The following is a 17,249-nucleotide window of genomic DNA, read 5'->3' as shown; positions in this document are numbered from 1 at the left end:
CGAGTCCTAAGACCGAGTCCTATGTGGTGGAGGTTCGTTGGACCAGGTATGGGGCGGGGTACGTGGAGTTGGATTGTTCCGGACGGGCTGTGGGAGATAGCGAAACCGTTGATCCCTCCCTCGAAGGTGCGGCCGCAGGGCGGTGGGACGCAGGACACGCCTGATGAGACGGTGTTCGCCGCGATCATCTACGTGCTGGTCAGTGTTTGCGCCTGGCGTGCGTTGCCGCCCTGCTTTGGAATATCGAAGTCGACTGCCCATCGTCGGTTTCTGATCTAGTGACCTGAGCCAGAGATTCGGTGGCAGTAGGCAGCGACTTTGTCGAAGATCTCGTCGGCTGTTTTCGTCCAGACGAACGGCCTGGGGTGTTCGTTCCAGTCGGCCAGCCATGCCCGAATGTCGCGTTCGAGTGGCTGGACGGAGCGATGGACGCCGCGCTTGAGCTTCTTTTGCGTGAGCTCGGCGAATCACCGCTCGACCAGGTTCAGCCACGACGAGCTCGTGGGCGTGAAGTGCAGGTGGAAGCGTGGGTGAGCCAGCAGCCACTTCTTGACCGCGGGCGTCTTGTGGGTCCGCGTAGTTGTCGAGGATCAGATGCACGCTCAGGCCGGCTGGAACCTCCTTGTCGAGCCTGGCCAGGAACTTCTTGAACTCGACGGCCCGGTGCCGACGGTGCAGGGAGCCGATGACTTTCCCACTGGCCACCTCCAGGGCTGCGAACAAGGTGGTGGTACCGGCGCGGACGTAGTCGTGGCTGCGGTGTTCGGGAACGCCGGGCATCTCAGGTGTGACGAAGACGAACCCGTCGTAGCGGGCGATCGACTCCGCCCAGCGGGTGGTGTGCGCTTGGCTGTACTGGACGGACAGGGCGGGCTTCTCTTCGCCGAGCAGCGGAAGCTCGAAGTCGGCGAGGTCGACGATCTCGAAGTCGACGGACGGCTGCTCCTGGGCGGCTATCGCGGCGACCCAGTCGGCGACGGTGCGCCCGCGGCGGCCGGGGCGAGGCGGCCACGGCAGGCCGAGTCCGGAATCGGCGGCGGGCTTCGTCAAGGTGTCATCCCTTCGTGATGGAGGTGGTGGTTCGGGTGAGCGGCGCGTTGCGGTGCTGTCGGGCGCGTTGTGCCAGGACAGTGGCCGTGGCGAGTGCCAGTCCGGTGCCGCTGACTGCTGCGCCTGCTGTGTTGAGGGCCGTGTAGCCGAGCCCGGAGCTGATGCACCAGCCCCCGAGGAGGGGGCCTGCGGTGTTGGCGAGGTTGAATGCGGCGATGTTGGAGGCCGAGGCCAAGGTGGGAGCCCCGTCGGCCAGGCGCATGATGCGGGTCTGCAGGGCGGGGAGGGTTGCCATGGCGGCTGCGCCGAAGCAGAACACCGTGGCCAACGCAGCGGTCTTGTCGTGCACCGTGACGGTGAAGGAGGCGAGGACGACGGTCAGCAGGGCGAGCGACCCGCAGAGCGCGGCGTCGGGCCTGCGGTCGGTGAGCCGTCCGCCGGCCAGGTTCCCGGCGAACATGCCCAGGCCGAAGAGCATGGTGATCCAGGTGACAGCGCCGGAGCCAAAGCCCGTCACCTCGGTCATCATGGCGGCGATGTAGGTGTAGGACGTCATGACGCCGCCGAAGCCGAGGACCGTGGTCAGCAGGGTCAGCACCACAGCGGGCCGCCGCAGCACTGCGATCTCGGAGCGCAGTCCGGCGCTCGGCTCGGGATGCGAGACGGGCACGAGTGCGGCGATGCCCACGAGGCCGAGCGCAGCGAATATCGCAACGAGCCCGAACGCCCAGCGCCAGCCGAGGTGTTGCCCGACGAGGGTGCCGAGCGGGACGCCGAGCAGCGTGGACAGGGTGACCCCGGCGCCGACCATGGCGATGGCGCGGCCGCGCCGCTCCTGGCCCACCAGTGAGGCGGCGACCACCATCGCGACGCCGAAGAAGGCTCCGTGGGCCAGCGCCGACACGATCCGCCCTGCGATGAGGACCGGATAGATGGGGGCGAGAGCCGACAGCACGGTGCCGGCCAGGAACAGGGCGACCAGCGCCATCAGCAGGCGGCGCCGCTCGGTGCGGCGGGCGGCGAACGCGAGGGTGGGGGCGCCGATCACCACTCCGAGGGCGTAGCCGGAGACCAGGGTGCCCGCGGTCGGCATCGACACCGACAGGTCGGTGGCGATGTCAGGCAGCAGCCCGGCGACGATGAACTCGGCGACGCCGATGGCGAATCCGCTGAGGGTCAGGGCCAGTACGGCCAGAGGCATGACAGAACTCCTTGACGAAACCTGGGGGCGCTGCGCTGAACTGCGCTGATGTGCCTCATTCCAGCGCAGCGGCGGGGATGGACCAAGGAGTGATCCGCTAACGTACTCATCGGGGATCGTGATGAATGAGGGTGAGGGGGAGCGCCGTGGAGCTGCGCCAGGCGCACTACTTCATCGCCGTCGCGGAGGAGTTGCACTTCGGCCGTGCGGCCGAACGCCTGCACATCGTGCAGTCCACCGTCAGCCAGCAGATTCGGCGCCTTGAGCGGGAGTTCGGCCTCGAACTCTTCGACCGCACCACGCGCACCGTGACCCTGACGGTGGCGGGGCGCGCGTTCCTCCCTCGCGCCCGGGCGCTGGTACGGGCCGAACGTGCCGCCGTCGAGGCGATGCACGCGCTGCACGGCGAACACGAGACCACGCTGCAGGTGGGCATCAACATCGGGCTCGGCTCTCGCCTGAACGTGCTGCTGGCCGTCCTGAGCGAGCAAGCCCCCGGTCTCTCGGTGGAGTTGCACGGCGCACCCGCCGCCCAGCGCCTACAACGCGTACGCGACGGCGAGTGGGACGCCGCGTTCATCCGCGGTGTCGACCGGAGCCCCGGACTGGAGTTCCTGCCGCTGTGGAGCGACGACCTCGTCGTGGCGCTGCCGGTCGGCCACCCTCTGACGGCCCGGGCCGAGATCGACCTCGCCGACCTCGCCGGACTGCCCCTGCGGATCACCGCACGAGAGGACAACCCGCACCTGTACGACACCGTCGTCCAAGCCTGCCAGGACGCCGGTTTCGAACCCACCCTGGGGCCGGCCTTCACCTCCGGCCAGACCGCACTCGCCGCCATCGGGACCGGACGGCCGAGCTGGACGGTGTTCTACGCACCGCAGGCAGCCGTCGAGCCCGGCGTCCGGGTCGCCTTCCGCCCCGTCACCGCGCCCGCGCCGTCCGTCCAGAACTTTCTGGCGGTCCGCCCCGACCCGCCGTCACGCCGCCTGACCATGCTCCTTGACGCCTGCCGACGTGTGGGCAGCACCGACACGGAGTGTGGCTAATCACAACGCCGTTGCCATACGCGGTTCCTGCGGCCTGCGACACGGCCATTTCCGCAGGCCGCGAGCCTGACCGCCCACGGCTCCGGCCTGGGAACCAAGCGGTGGGTCGTAGAACAGACAATTGCCACCCCCGGCGCCCGCCTGCTCGTCTCTGCCGCCCTGAACACCTGGGGCATAGACGAGTTGGCTGACATCGGACAGCTGATCGTCTCGGAGCTCGTCAACAACTCCGTCCACCACACCAAGTGCCGCGCGATCCGCGTACTCATCTCGCGACAGCGCCGCGATGTGGTGCGCATCGGTGTTGCCCACAAGAGCCGGGAACTTCCCGTGATGTCCCACCCCGACAACGACGCCGAGGGCGGTTTGCGGCCTACTTCTGATCGCCAGTATGAGTCGTAATCGGGCGTACGACAGCAAGCACTGGGGCAAGGTCGTCTGGGCCGAGCTGGTGGTGCCGGCCCGAATGCTGACCGCTCGTCGAGTTTCGCCGAGGCGAAAGGGCAGAGGGGCGCTCGGCGAGTAGGGCGCATGCCATCCCGGTCGTCGTGCGCCCTACGTCGGTTGTTACCCCAGGCCCGATGTACACGCCCCGCCCAACAGCCTCGAATGCTTCGGCAGCTCGATGCGGTGCGGACGTCTTCTCGCGGATGCCCGGCAACGCTCGGTTCCCACGGGTAAGCTCGAATGTCCGACTGGGGGTCTCGTGGCAGCAGCGATCATCGCCGTTCTGGGCACGCTTCTCGGAGCTCTTGTTGCGGGCGGCATGCAACACTTCACCGCAGTCTCCGCCCGCCGCGACCGTGACCGCCAGGCACTAGCCGCCGCAGTGGCCGGCCTTCTCGGTGCCGCCACCGACCATCGCCGTCATCAGCACCTCAAGCACGTCACCCGCCAGCAGGGCGAAACGGAGACTCCGGAGACCCGGGCTGCTCGCTGGCAGGCCCGGTCGGAGATGGCGAAAGCTCTGACCGCCCTGATGCTCGCAACCGATGATGCGACGCTCCTCCGGTTGGCGTCCCACCTGGTCGACGCGTCGAGCGCTGTCGGAGATCCTGCCCATGACGATCGCCCTCCTGTCGACGGTGCTGTGGGTCATGCCCGCCAAGCGCACGTCGCCTTTCAAGCGGCAGCCGCCCAGCACCTCCACCGCCGCGCAACACCGGCCCGCTAGGAAAGACGGCGTCGGGCACAGCAGGTAGCGGTCGGCGGTGATCGTGGCGTCAAGCACAGGGAGCGCCTTGGCTCGGAGGCTCGGGGAAGGGGTCGAGTTGGCGGGGAGCGAGGCCGGCGGTGTGTAGGAGCTCGTCCGACCAGGCCAGTGCCAGCTCGCCGATGAGGATCGCGCCGTTGGCCCCCACCCGCTCGGCCGCAGCGGCGCTGCGGCTGTCCCCGTGGAGCTGCGTGAGGCGGCGGTGGACAGTGGGGGCGCCGCGGCGGCTGTCACTGTTGTCCATGGTGTCGTCGTGGTCGGTGTAGACCTGCTCCTTGACGGTGATCTCTGCGACCCCGGGGACCTTGAGGCTCTGGTCGCCGGATTGCCAAAGCTGGCCGAGGTTTACCGTCGTTGGGCCGATCCGGACTGGCCGTTGATCGGGGGGTTCTTGAACGTGGCGTTGCGTCCCGGCCGCGAGATCGCCTGCGCCTCGATGCCCTCGATCTCGCCGCCGAGAAGGCCGGGGGTTTTCAGCCTGACGGTGCCGGCCGACGCGGAGGCGTAGGCCGCACCGCGCTCTGGGGTGCCCGTCAGATCGCTGGTACTACAGCAGAACCACGGCGGCCAGCGCCCGCGCGATGCGCAGCGTCGTGTTCGTTGTGGCCTACCCAACGATCTCGACAGGAGCGGATGCGCGGTGCACAGGCCAGGTCCGGCGGGGACCTGAGTGGGGATGCCCTCGGCTGGAAGGCGTGGGTCAGTCGTCGAGGTCGAACCACCGGTTGTGGTGGTACGAAGCACCAGTCGTGTAACCGGGTCAGTGGCGCCACGGGAAGTGACCCTGTAGGGGCCACCGACGTTGTACGACTCGTGGCCCGCATGTCGTCCCTCGTTTAATACCGGCCATCGTCGGTACGTCCTCTGTCGTCGGCAGAGGCAATGCCCGTCAGGCCGAGGAGGGAGCCAGTTGCCAGAGCCATGGCAGCAGCGGGGCCCTGACGCGGAGGAGCGGACAAGCCGCCCGGCGCCGGCCCGGCGCCCTCGGATCGGCCCACAGAGCAGGCAGCACCGAGGATCACCCAGCTCGTGGTGGCACCCCACGGATGCACACGGTACACATACTCGCCATCGCCTACCCGTCGCGGTTCTTGACGAGTCCGAAGGGTGCCAGCCGGTCAGCGATGTCGGACAACTCCGGCTGAAGCCAGGGAGGTTCGGACTCCCAGAGGGCGCTGTACTCTGCGGCTTCCACTGATACCGGGTTAGCGGCGATGTTGCGTGTTTGACGGGTTGGCCGGCATTTTTGCAGTTCAGAGGTGGTGCTCAGCCGTGCGATCGCCAGGGCATTCAGCGGCTCGCCCCCCCAGACACCGCCGTCGGTTCAACTGGTCATTGCGATAGGGGTTGTTGGCGGTAGGCGAGTGGCGTAGTCGTCTCCCGAGCGCGCGGAATCTACTCGTTCGAGTGGCTGGAGGCGCCTGGGGCGTTGATGTCACCAACTCCTGCGAGATCCTCGACGCATCAGCTAATGAGTCCGGCATCAGGACTGGCGGTCACCGCACTGCGCCCGGGACCTCTGCCGCGGCCGTGGGGCGCGCGGGCGGATCGGCGGCGCGAGCGTGTTCAGGGAAGGACGGCATCTATCATGCGCTCCGTGGCACCGGCGTTCCCGCTGGTTCGTATCAGTCCTCATCTGGGCGTGGTGCGTGACCACGCCAAGAACTGGGCTGGCGATATGGGCATGTTGGAGCCTGGAGGCGTCTGGAGCGAGGAGTCCTTCGACTCGGCGGACTACGCCTTGCTGACCGCTGCGTGTCATCCGGACGCCGTTGCGGATCGGCTTCCTCTGGTCACGGACTGGTACGTGTGGCTGTTCTTCCTCGACGACTACTTCGACGCGTCGTACATGCGTCGCGGTGACGTGGCCGGAGGTAAGGCATTTCTCGGGCGATTGTCCGCGGTGCTGGCGGACGGGCGCGGCGCTGGCCTGGTTTCCGGCGACCCTGCGCAGCGGGGGCTCGCTGATCTGTGGTTGCGGACGGCTCCGGGGGCGACGGGCGACTGGCTACGGCGATTCCGGGAGAGTAATCAGGGCGTTCTCGACGAGCACCTGCGGGAGCTCGTGCTCTACGGGCAGAGCCAGGTGCCCGATCCCGTCAGCTATCTCGACATGCGCCGTCAGGGACGCGGCGGCCTGTGGGCGGGCGAACTGGTGGAGCTGGCGCTCCAAGCGCCGCTCCCGGCAGGTATCTCCGACAGTGGGCCGGTGCGGGCGCTGGGAGATGCCTTCGGCGATGTGGTGCGCCTGGACAACGACCTCAGCTCCTACCGGCGGGAAGTGGAGGAGGAAGGGGAGGTCAACAACCAGGTGCTCGTGGTGGAACGCTTCCTGGATTGCGGACCGGCGGAGGCATCGGCTGTTGTCCGGGACCTCCTGGCTGCCCGAATGCGCCGGTTTGAGGAGATCGTCGCCACCGAGCTACCGCTGCTCTTCGCCGATCAAACCCTGGGGCCGTCCGCTCAAGTGGATGTGCTGAGTTATGTGCAGGGGCTGCGGGAGTTCGTTGCCGGAAGTCGGCGGTGGAACAGGCAGTCGGGGCGGAACGCCGTATCGGATCGGGCAGGTGCCCCGTCACCGTTCCCTTTTCTCGGAGGACCCACTGGGCTCGGCACGTCGCTCGCCCGGTTGTTGCCCGGGCCGTCTGCCACAGGGGGCGACGAGCGCTCCAGCAGTGGGGCCTCGGCAGAAGCCCCAGGTTCTGCACCAGTGGCCGACGCGGTGGGCGAAGCTCAGCGGCGCGTGTGCCTGGATACCGCGGCACATCGTGCGCTGACATGGGCCCGGGGGATCGGCATGGCCGACCCGCTCTTCGGCGTCTGGGAGGAGAAGGACCTGTCCGGCCTCGACCTCGCGCCGTTGAGGTCACTGCTGTCACCGGCAGCCACCGGACAAGAGAACGCTGCCGCACCGGAGTGGGATCTCGCCGTGGCGTGGTACGTGTGGTCGCGGTTCGCCGACGACTACTTCTCGACCCGGTACGCGCACAGCCGTGACGTGACCGGCGCGTCCGCCTTCCTGGCCCGCCTGCCGCGGTTCACGCCGCGTGACGGGACCCAGCCCGATCTCAGGCCGGCCAACCCGATGGAGCGCGGACTCGCCGAACTGTGGTCGCGCAGCCGCTCCGTCACGGCTGAGGAATGGCAGAGCGGCCTCCACTCCTCCTTGGCAACCTTGGCGGGCGATCTGCAGTGCAGGCTCGCCGAGATGGTCGAGGGCCGGACACCGCTGGTTGCCGAATCCACCGAAGCGTTTCACCGAGCCTGGTCGTCGTGCGTGCGCGACCAGCTCCCCGGCCTGCGCCCCTCGCCCCAGGTGCAGCACCTGCGAGCCGCGCTGTCCCGTACGCCGGACGGAGCGGTCGACGACTTCGGCGGCCTCACGATCCGGGAGCGCACCGCCCGCCTCGCCGCACGTGTGACCCAATCGTTCGACGACCGTGGGGCCTTCCGGGAAGCGTGCGACAGCCGGGTCGCCGAGTCCACGATGATGCTGGCGCTGCTGCGCCGCGAAGATCACCTCCCGGCGGTCCAGCACGCTCTGGTCCGGTTCCTCTCCGCGCGCCGCCGCGATCCCCTGCTCAATCCGGTGGAGCGCCATCTGGCCGACGTCAGCCTCGGCACGTCCTCGGGACGGGACCAGGCAGAAAGACTGCTGGGCGGCTTCGACCACTTCACCGCGAGCCGCAAGCACCTGATGCTCAGGACCTATCTGGCCGTACTCGGCGCCGAGCCCTACCCGGACATGGACGTCACGGCCATCGATTACCACGGCCACGCCACCTGGGTGGAACTCGCCCTGTGCGCCATGAAGATCCTCAATGCCCACGGGCAGGGGCGGCCGGACCTGGTCCGCGAAGAGGACCGTGCGTTCCTCCTCTCCCGCCTCAGCGAAGGCCGACGGGACGTCTGGGAGGCGAATGTGTCCGCACACCTGATGGCGCTGCTGGCCATCCACGAGTTCGCGCCGGGCAGCCGGCCCATCCGGGACGGTGTCGAGGCCATTCTGGCGGTGCGCAATCCGGACGGTGGCCTGCCCTTCATCCCCGACTACACCGTCTTCTTCGGTGCACTGGCCGGCCTTGCGCTGGCCACGGTCGATGCCGATCCCCTGCTCCTGTGCCGCATCGGCGACTACCTCGCCGGCCAGCAGAGCGACAACGGCAGCTGGCCCTTCACCGAACGGGTCTGCCAGACCGACGTCGAAGGGGCGGGCGCTGTCATCGAGGTCCTGCGGGCCGTGGACTCCGCACGCTACCGAGCCGCCTTGGCGCGCGGAGCCGACTATCTCGTCGCCATGGCGAACGCCGACGGCGGATTCCCCACCTATCTGCGAGGGCACCCCTCCGAAGTCGTCATGACCGCCAACGCGGTCCATGCGCTCGCCCCCGAGTGGAGCACCTACGCACACGTCCTGGAGCCCGCGGTGACGTTCCTTCTCGACGCCCAGAAATCGGACGGCACCTACGAACGCAGCTGGAGCCTGAGCGAGGCGCACGCCATCCGGCGTGTCCTGCACGCCCTGCACCGCGTCCCCGAGTCCGCCCGGCCACTCTTCGAACGCGGCATCGCCCAGGCATACGCCCGTGCCGGTGCCTACCTGGAGAAGAGCCAGAACCCCGACGGAGGCTGGGGCCAGAGCGCCGGCGACGACAGCGATCCCATCAGCAGCGCGCACACGCTCAGCGCGGCCGCAGTCCTGGGCACCCCCGACTGGTGCGGCCGGGGATTGACCTACCTGCTGAGGCAGCAGCGGCCGGACGGGGGCTTCACTTCCGTCCCCGACCAGGTCGCCCCCCGCCCCATCCCCTACAACTTTCCCGGCATGGCTGACCTGTATGTCCTGACAGCGCTCGGAGACCTCAGGCGACTGGGCCGCCTGCCCGGCTGCACACCGCCTGTCACCCCCCGTCTTGCGCCGGGCACACGGTCCGCGCTTGGTCCCGATGGCACCTTCGGCGGGTTCGGCATGAGCGCACTGCGCGCGTTCCGCCCCGCGGACGGCAGCCACGTCGCCATGTTCCGCGCATAGGAGGGCGAGCCGTCGATGACCTGGTACGACTACATCGTCGTGGGCGGAGGTTCGGCCGGCTGTGTCCTGGCGGCCCGGCTGAGCGAGGACCCGAGCGTCAACGTGGCACTCATCGAGGCGGGAGGACAGGACGACGCCAGGGAAATCCACGTCCCCGCCGCATACGGCCGGCTCTTGCAGAGCTCGTACGACTGGAACCTGTGGAGCGAACCCGAGCCCGGTCTGAGAGGCCGCCGCCTGCCGCTGACCCGGGGACTGGTCCTGGGCGGGTGCAGCTCCCAGAACGCCATGATCTACATCCGCGGCAACCGCCATGACTACGACAGCTATGCCGCCAACGGAGCCGAGGGCTGGTCCTACGACGACGTCCTGCCCTACTTCCGCCGCTCAGAGGACAACGAGCGCGGCAAGGACGCCTACCACGGGACAGACGGCCCGCTCAGCGTCGCCGACAGCCGGTCACGGCACCCACTGGCCGACGCGTTCCTCGACGCCTGCGCACAGGCCGGACACCCCGGCAATCCCGACTTCAACGGGCCCTGCCAGGACGGAGCCGGACGCTATCAGCTCACCCAACGCGACGGACGTCGCTGCAGCACCGCCGTCGCCTTCCTCCGACCGGCACTGGCGCGGCCCAACCTGACCGTGCTCACCGAGGCGCTTGTGCTGCGCATTCTGGTTGAGCGACGCCGAGCGACCGGGGTGCGGATTAAGCGCGGCGGACAGGAGTTCACCATCGCGGCCGCACAGGAGATCGTCGTCTGCGCCGGTACCTACAACTCGCCTCACCTGCTACTGCTCTCCGGGATCGGCCCCGCAGCGGACCTCGCGGCCCATGGCATCCCCACCCATCAGGACCTGCCGGTCGGCCGCGGACTCCAGGACCACCTCGCGGTACCCCTGGTCTGGCTCACTCACGAGCAGACACTTCACTCACAGTCCACCCCAGCCGCCATGGCAATGGCCTGGCACGAGGGCCGCGGCCCGATGACCTCCAACGTCAGCGAATCCGGCGGCTTCTTCCGCAGCACCGCCGACCTGCCGGCCCCTGACATCCAGCTCTACCTGTCGCACTCGATGTTCCACCAGGAAGGGCTCGGTGATGTCCACGCGGACGCCTACACCATCCTCACCTCCTCCATCACCTCGGAAAGCCGAGGCCGCGTGACCCTCCGCTCAGCGGCCCCCGACCACAAGCCACGCATCCTGAACAACTTCCTGGGCAGCACAAGCGAGCTGACAACCGCCGTGCAGGGCGTTCGACTCGCTCTCGACCTCGCCCATCGCCCCGCTCTGCGCACCCGGGGCGGCCACCCTCACCTCATTCCGGATGCCGACACCGACAGCGCCGTCGAAGACTTCATCCGAAACACCGGATGCAGCACCTACCACCCGACCTCGACCTGCGCCATCGGCAGCGTCGTCGACCCACGGCTGCAGGTCCTCGGCATCGAGGGCCTGCGGGTGGCCGACGCCTCGGTCCTGCCCTCCGTACCCCGCGGCAACACCAACGCCGCGGCCATCATGATCGCCGAAAGGGCCGCCGATCTGATCAGGGGGCACGGTCTGCCCACGCCCGCCGCGCACGCCGACACCGTGCGGCTGTCGGCAAGGTCCCGAAGGCCCGGCGCGACGAGCACTCAACAGGCCCGCGAGCGGCTCACCGACCTCGCGGGCAGTCACGCACGCACCGACCCCGCGGAACTCGACGACCTGTGGGAAGCCCTGGACACCGTCCGCCCCGACCAGATCCTCGGAACCTGGCGCGGCACACCACTCAACACCGGCCACTCCGCCGCCCGTCGCCTGCGCACCCTGCGCTGGTACGGCAAGAAGTTCACCTCACCCGATGACGTCCAGCCGCTCATCTGCCGCGACGAGCACGGCCAGCTTTACCCCGAGAGCCAGGCGTCCGGAGGCGGAGGAAGTCTGCGCATACTCGCCTTCCGCAACGATGTGACCACGGCGCTCGTCTATCACGCCAGGCCCGTCGTCGACTTCTTCAAGAAGGCTGACCACGACACCCTCATGGGCATCATGACCGGTGGCGACGAGTCCTGCGACAACGGTGGGCCCTTCTACTTCATCCTGCAACGCCATGACGAATCCCCGGGAAAACGTGGGACGACGGGGGAGCGTCGATCACCGAACCGCCGGGACGTTTAGCCCGTTGCTCGCGGGTTCGAGGTGCAACACGCCTACGTACATCACGAGAAGAAATGCCCCCACCAGCGTGGGTAGCAGCACCAACTCACAAGGAGGGTGCCACCAACGCTACGCAGTCTCATCCGCCTCGCGAGACCTACCGGCTTCCGGTTGTAGTTCTGGTTGTGTCCCCCTTGGTCCGCTCGGATCAGCGCCCGGTATGGGGGGCCTCGCCGCGTGACGTACGACAACCGAGATCCTGGAGAGAGACCGACCATATTCCGCGTTTAGGCAACATTTATTGACGTGGTGTTTCCTGAGGGAGGGTCAGAGGCATTCGCTCAGACTCTTTCTCCAGGGAGGGAATAGGGAAATGTATATCAAATCGGGCTTCCTCAGGATTGTTGCCCTAGCCGCAGGCGCAGCTGCCCCGGCAGTCACGTCTACGCAGCCTGCTGTAGCCGCTCCGGCCTCAGTGCACACCGGGGAGGTCCGTGCGGAAGAGGCTGTGGTACTCACGTGCAACACCAAACCCTTGGGAGCTACGAGTACCGCAAACATCACTAATTGGATCTCTCCGACTTCAACAGTCGGCATCGACTGGGATATTGCGGATAATAGGTCTGACGGCCGCTATGCGGCGGCTCGGCTCATTGCCATCGGAGTGAACGGGAGCCGTTCTTACAGTAAGTGGTTCAAGGCCACCGGCGGCTACGGTGACTACAAATCCTGGAAGGGAACCAGCCACTACGATCGTGGCCTTAACCATATCCAGCTTGAGGTCGCCACGTTCAAGGGCAAGCGCATGATGTCGCACTGCACCGATAAGGCGTAGCCACACTCCGTCAGTTGCGCCCGCACTCCGTGGAACTGACGCACACTGGCTGGCCCCGTCTGATGAAAGCGGACGGGGCTTGTCGCGACTTACGGCACCCAAGATCCTGGATCGCCGAAATCCGTACCCTCCCCACCAGGGAGGCGAACGGGCTGGCAACGAAGCTAAACGAGAACAACGCCAGCAGTAGCAGCACCTGGAACCGTGGGCCCTCCGACGTAGCGGAGGCCCCACGATTGCTGTTGGACCTGGTGGATACGTGCAGTGGGGGTGATCAGGTGGTGGCGGTGAGTTCTTCGATGCGGGAGGCGAAGTCGGCTGCAGGTAGTGGCAGGTCGACGTCGTCGACGAATCCGAGGGCGTCGGGGACGTAAGCGATGACGGCATTGGCTGCTGCGGAGACACATCCCTAACGCAGAGCCACAGAGATTGACGTGGCCTCGACACACCGTGTCTGACCTGCACGGACCGTGGCTCGCACCCAGGGCGAGACGGTCAGTCCGCCAACTCGCGTGTATCGAGCGGTAGTTTCCAGACGTTGCGACGGTGTACGGAATCGAATGCGTCGTGCAGGGGAGAGGGCGGAACCGTCAGCACCGGGCAGCACGCGCGGGCGACGCAGTAGCGGGCGACGGAGGGCCAGACCGCTCGGCGCAGCCTGCCACGGGCTCCGGCCCCGACCACCAGCAGGTCGTCGGCGTCGTCGGCAGCATCGAGCAGGACCTTCCCGGGTTTGCCGCGTCCGAGCAGCCGCTGCATCGGCACTCCCGGCCCGGCGCTGCCGAAGGCGGCATCGAGAGCCTCCAGCAGTCGCTCGCTGGCCATCCCGCGCCATGTGGCGGCCAGTGACGGGGGGCAGGGCCCGCCCCGGTGGGGGATGTCGCCACCAGGCGGCTCCCAGGCCAGTACGGCCCACAGCTCGGCGCCGGTGCGGCCGGCCTCGGCGGCGGCCCGGTGCAGCGCCGTCAGGCTCCCCAGCGAACCACTCACGCCGGCCACGACGCGCCGGCTACCGACGGGTCTGCCCATGGGGTCCTGCTCCTTGTCCTGTGTCGCGTTCATGTCTCCTTCCATGGAAAAGCCGCTGGTGGAGCGAGTGCGGAGTGTTGGTGCTTCCCTTACGCCGGGAGCACGGACCCTGACGGCTCCATGACGACAGCGGGCAGACGCCTGGCGCGTAGGCAGGTACGTCACCGTCGGCGCACCACGATCGGGGAGCGGGCGCCTGATCCCGGTGGCGGGTCAGAGTTGCGTCAACGTCCTCGAACCCGCTCGCGACATTTGCCGACGTGAAGTGACGATGCTCCCAAGAACCCCGCACGCCGTCCGGTGCCACGCCGTATGCACCCTTCGTGGTGCCGTCCGGCGTGCCGTTTTTCCGAAGAGGAGCACGTGGAGGAGTACGGGATGGCGCGGGGCAGCGATGCGACCGACGGGCCGGGGTCGCGTCCGGGCAGGCTCAAGGTCTTTCTCGGGGCTGCCCCAGGGGTGGGCAAGACCTACCGGATGCTGGACGAGGGTCGACGCCGGGCTGCGCGTGGCCGGAACGTGGTGGTGGCCTTCGCCGAGTGTCATGGCCGTCCGTCGACCGAGGCGATGCTCGAAGGGTTCGAGGTGCTGCCGCGGGCGACGCGCACGCATCGCGGTACGGACTTCACCGAGCTCGACCTCGACCTGGCGCTGGAGCTGCGGCCGGAGGTCGTGCTCATCGACGAACTCGCGCACACCAATGTGCCGGGTGGCCGCCACACCAAACGCTGGCAGGACATCGAGGAACTCCTCGCCGCCGGGATCGACGTGGTGGCCACGCTCAACATCCAGCATCTGGAATCGCTTACCGATGTCGTCGAGAACATCACCGGAGTGGCGCAGTACGAGACCGTCCCCGACGAAATCGTCCGCCGCGCCGACCAGGTCGAGCTGGTCGACCTGCCGGCCGAGGGGCTGCGCCGCCGCATGGCGCACGGCAACATCTACCCGCCCGAGAAGGTCGACGCGGCACTGTCGCACTACTTCCGGCTCGGAAACCTCACGGCACTGCGGGAACTGGCGCTGCTATGGGTGGCAGGCAGGGTGGACGAGGCGCTGCGCCGATACCGGCACGAACACAGCATCGGCCGGGTGTGGGAAACCCGCGAGCGCGTGGTCGTGGCGCTCACCGGCGGTCCGGAGGGCGCGACCCTGATCCGTCGCGCCGCCCGGATCGTGGACCGATCCTCCGGCGGCGATCTGCTGGCCGTCCACATCACCCGCAGCGATGGCCTAGCCAGCTCCTCGCCCGCCGCGCTGGCCGGGCAGCGGCAGCTCACGGAGAGTCTCGGTGGCAGCTACCACTCGGTGGTCGGCGACGATGTGCCCGCCGCCCTCTTGGACTTCGCCCGCGCCCAGAACATCACCCAACTGGTGATCGGAGCCAGCCGCCGGGGCAGGTTGCGGCGGGTGCTGACGTCCCGTGGCGTGGGGGAGACCGTCGTCGAACTCTCCGGTGATATCGATGTGCACACGGTCACCCATGAACACGCCGGACAGGGGCGCAGACGGGCCACCCCCGGCAGTGGCCTGTCGCGCTCGCGCCGCGTGGCCGGCCCGGTGGCCGGCCTCGTCCTGCCCGTACTCCTGACCCTGGCACTGCGCGGTATCTCGGGCCCGCTCGCCCTCAACCTCACGAGCGAGGCCCTGCTCTTCCTGCTCACCGTGCTGGGTGTGGCGTGCATCGGTGGCGTGGTTTCCGCGCTGCTCGCCTCGGTGACGACCTCGCTTTTGCTGAACTACTACTTCATCCCGCCCGTCGGCCACTTCACCTTCGCCTCGGCCAATATCGTCATCGCCCAGGCCGCCTTCACCATCGTCGCCGTCACCGTCGCCGCCATCGTCGACCGTTCGCTGCGGCTGAGCCGAAGGGCCACACGGGCGACCGCGGAAGCCGAGACGCTGAGCTCGTTGGCGGGCGGCATCCTGCGGGGGGGACCGGGCCGTACCCGCACTTCTGGAACGTACCCGCGAGACCTTCGGCATGGACCGCATCGCCCTGCGGCCTCGAAGGGAAGAGCCGGAGCCCGCAACGGAAATCGGCCCGGTGCCCGACCACGAGACCAAGGTCGCGATAGGGGAGGACAGCGTGCTGGTGCTCAGCGGGCGCCGCCTGCCCGCCTCCGAGCACCGCGTACTCACGGCCTTTGCCGCGCATCTGACCGCCGCCGTCGAGCGCGCCCGGCTCGCCGAGGCCGCGGCCGAGGTCGAGCCGGTCAAGGCGGCCAACCGCATGCGCACCGCACTGCTCGCCGCCGTCGGACACGACCTGCGCACGCCCCTGGCCGGCTGCTGGGCCGCGATCAGCTCGCTGCGCAGCAGCGATGTGGACTTCTCACCCGAGGACCGCGAGGAACTCCTGGCCACCGCCGAGGAATCGCTGGCCAAGCTCAGCCGCCTCGTCGACAACCTCCTCGACATGAGCAGACTGCAGGCTGGTGCGCTCACCCTGAACCTGGAGCCCATCGCGCTCACCGAGGTGCTCCCCACCGCACTGGACACCCTGCCCGACTCACCCCCACAGGCGCTCGTACATGTCGTGACGCAAGGGCTGGAGACCGCCCCCGATGTGCTCGCGGACCCGCCGCTGCTGGAACGCGTCATCGCCAATCTGATCTCCAACGCGGTACGCCATTCGCCCGCCGGGCGCCCGGTCACCATCGGCGCCAGCGCGCTCGCCGGCCGCGTGGAGCTGCGGGTCATTGATCGCGGCCCCGGACTTCAACTCGCCGACAGGGGCCGGATCTTCGAGCCCTTCCAGCGGCTCGGCGATACGGACAACACCACCGGCCTGGGGCTCGGTCTCGCACTCTCCCGTGGGCTTACGGAGGCGATGGGCGGCACGCTCATCCCCGAGGAAACCCCCGGAGGCGGCCTGACGATGGTCGTCTCCCTGCCGGCCGCACCGGTTCCGGTCGCGGTCCCCGGGCAGGGGACTGCGCACGAGAGATGAGACATGAGGATGAAAGATGCGGTATGAGACATGAGGTGTGCGCGCCGGGCACCTGCCCCTGAGGCGTGAGCCGGATAGATGCCTGGCTCCAACGCCCGGCGTCAGTCCGGGATCAGTGACGCGGACGGCTGTCCCGTGCCCTCCGTTTCGATGACGAGTACCCGGCGTACCGGCTCGTCGGGTGTGCACAGTGCCGTGGCCACGGTCCGGGCCGCCTGCGTTCCGGGACCATCGAAGGCGGCGACGTCTTCCTGTGCGCCAAGGGGGTGGGCCACGAGGGCGGACTGCCAGCGGTGCGGGATCTGGAATTCTGGTCGGAGGCAAGGAAGACGGCCGGGGCGGCGAATCCTGCCCGGCCTACGCGGCGACGGCCGCCGTGCCGTCGGACTCGGGCTCAGGGCGGTCGCCCACCCGTCGGACGAACCCTGGGGCACCGCCGGCTTCCGCGCTCCGACGGAGAGCACGATCGCGGGGCGGCGGCTCCCTGCCCGGGACGGCACGTGGGTCGCGGACGCGATTCACTCGAGTGCGCGGGTGCCGTTCGGATTCCGTTAGAGAACCGGCCCCGTTGTGCGCAGGGCAGCATGCCGGGCGCCACGGTGGACTCGGTCGGGGGCACGCGAGGAAATCAGGAGGTCCGTGATGATGTGCGCGGTGACGAGGGCGGCGGTGGAGTCGTGAGCGTGGAGCGCGTCGTGGGGCTGCTGGTGGCGGCGTCGCTGGTCGGACTCCTTGTGGCCGG

At 68.4% G+C, this 17,249-nt stretch carries 10 protein-coding genes and 4 pseudogenes; 8 read left to right on the top strand and 6 right to left on the bottom strand.

Going from position 1 to position 17,249, the window contains the following annotated elements; all coding sequences use genetic code 11:
* Positions 1-48: 48 nt before the first annotated feature.
* Positions 49-276, top strand: a pseudogene (locus ACZ5XZ_RS29390) (transposase); the annotation flags it as partial.
* Here the strand turns inward: ACZ5XZ_RS29390 and ACZ5XZ_RS29385 are convergent.
* From ACZ5XZ_RS29385 to ACZ5XZ_RS29375, 3 genes and pseudogenes are all read right to left on the bottom strand, one after another.
* Positions 276-792 (bottom strand): annotated as a pseudogene (locus ACZ5XZ_RS29385) (IS630 family transposase); the annotation flags it as partial. The pseudogenes ACZ5XZ_RS29390 and ACZ5XZ_RS29385 sit on opposite strands and share 1 nt — an antisense overlap.
* A gap of 45 nt (positions 793-837) precedes the next feature.
* Positions 838-1,050, bottom strand: a pseudogene (locus ACZ5XZ_RS29380) (NADPH-dependent FMN reductase); the annotation flags it as partial.
* A 4-nt stretch (positions 1,051-1,054) separates the two neighbouring features.
* Positions 1,055-2,251 (bottom strand): MFS transporter, encoded by a 1,197-nt coding sequence (locus ACZ5XZ_RS29375; protein WP_468983290.1) that lies wholly within the window; start codon positions 2,249-2,251, stop codon positions 1,055-1,057.
* Positions 2,252-2,397: 146 nt separating this feature from the next.
* Between ACZ5XZ_RS29375 and ACZ5XZ_RS29370 the strand changes: the two genes are divergently transcribed.
* Entirely contained in the window at positions 2,398-3,300 is a 903-nt protein-coding gene (locus ACZ5XZ_RS29370) for a LysR family transcriptional regulator (protein WP_468983288.1), read from the top strand.
* A 183-nt stretch (positions 3,301-3,483) separates the two neighbouring features.
* The gene (locus tag ACZ5XZ_RS29365; RefSeq protein WP_468983286.1) at positions 3,484-3,702 is read left to right on the top strand and encodes an ATP-binding protein; all 219 of its coding nucleotides are present in this window, start codon (positions 3,484-3,486) and stop codon (positions 3,700-3,702) included.
* Between the two features lie 415 nt (positions 3,703-4,117).
* Here ACZ5XZ_RS29365 and ACZ5XZ_RS29360 read toward each other — a convergent pair whose 3' ends face one another.
* Both ACZ5XZ_RS29360 and ACZ5XZ_RS29355 read right to left on the bottom strand, forming a co-directional pair.
* The gene (locus tag ACZ5XZ_RS29360) at positions 4,118-4,531 is read right to left on the bottom strand and encodes a hypothetical protein (protein ID WP_468983284.1); all 414 of its coding nucleotides are present in this window, start codon (positions 4,529-4,531) and stop codon (positions 4,118-4,120) included.
* On the bottom strand, positions 4,524-4,757 hold the full coding sequence (locus tag ACZ5XZ_RS29355) for a hypothetical protein (RefSeq protein WP_468983283.1): 234 nt from the start codon (positions 4,755-4,757) through the stop codon (positions 4,524-4,526). The genes ACZ5XZ_RS29360 and ACZ5XZ_RS29355 overlap by 8 nt, the downstream gene beginning before the upstream one ends.
* Positions 4,758-4,766: 9 nt before the next feature.
* Between ACZ5XZ_RS29355 and ACZ5XZ_RS29350 the strand changes: the two genes are divergently transcribed.
* The 4 genes from ACZ5XZ_RS29350 to ACZ5XZ_RS29335 all read left to right on the top strand — a co-directional run bounded on the left by ACZ5XZ_RS29350 (position 4,767) and on the right by ACZ5XZ_RS29335 (position 12,525).
* On the top strand, positions 4,767-5,021 hold the full coding sequence (locus ACZ5XZ_RS29350) for a hypothetical protein (protein WP_468983281.1): 255 nt from the start codon (positions 4,767-4,769) through the stop codon (positions 5,019-5,021).
* Between the two features lie 1,089 nt (positions 5,022-6,110).
* Positions 6,111-9,545, top strand: a complete 3,435-nt coding sequence (locus ACZ5XZ_RS29345; protein ID WP_468983279.1) for a terpene synthase family protein — start codon at positions 6,111-6,113, stop codon at positions 9,543-9,545.
* A 15-nt stretch (positions 9,546-9,560) separates the two neighbouring features.
* Positions 9,561-11,711, top strand: coding sequence for an FAD-dependent oxidoreductase (locus tag ACZ5XZ_RS29340; RefSeq protein ID WP_468983276.1), 2,151 nt, complete (start codon positions 9,561-9,563; stop codon positions 11,709-11,711).
* A gap of 352 nt (positions 11,712-12,063) precedes the next feature.
* The gene (locus ACZ5XZ_RS29335; RefSeq protein ID WP_468983274.1) at positions 12,064-12,525 is read left to right on the top strand and encodes a hypothetical protein; all 462 of its coding nucleotides are present in this window, start codon (positions 12,064-12,066) and stop codon (positions 12,523-12,525) included.
* A gap of 495 nt (positions 12,526-13,020) precedes the next feature.
* On the opposite strand, the gene ACZ5XZ_RS29330 is transcribed toward ACZ5XZ_RS29335, so the two are convergent.
* The gene (locus tag ACZ5XZ_RS29330) at positions 13,021-13,587 is read right to left on the bottom strand and encodes a universal stress protein (protein ID WP_468983273.1); all 567 of its coding nucleotides are present in this window, start codon (positions 13,585-13,587) and stop codon (positions 13,021-13,023) included.
* A gap of 345 nt (positions 13,588-13,932) precedes the next feature.
* Between ACZ5XZ_RS29330 and ACZ5XZ_RS29325 the strand changes: the two are divergent.
* Positions 13,933-16,507, top strand: a pseudogene (locus ACZ5XZ_RS29325) (ATP-binding protein).
* Positions 16,508-17,249: the final 742 nt, after the last annotated feature.

It is taken from the genome of Streptomyces sp. NPDC033270 (assembly GCF_055576575.1).
This window is presented reverse-complemented; position numbering and strand designations above follow the sequence as displayed.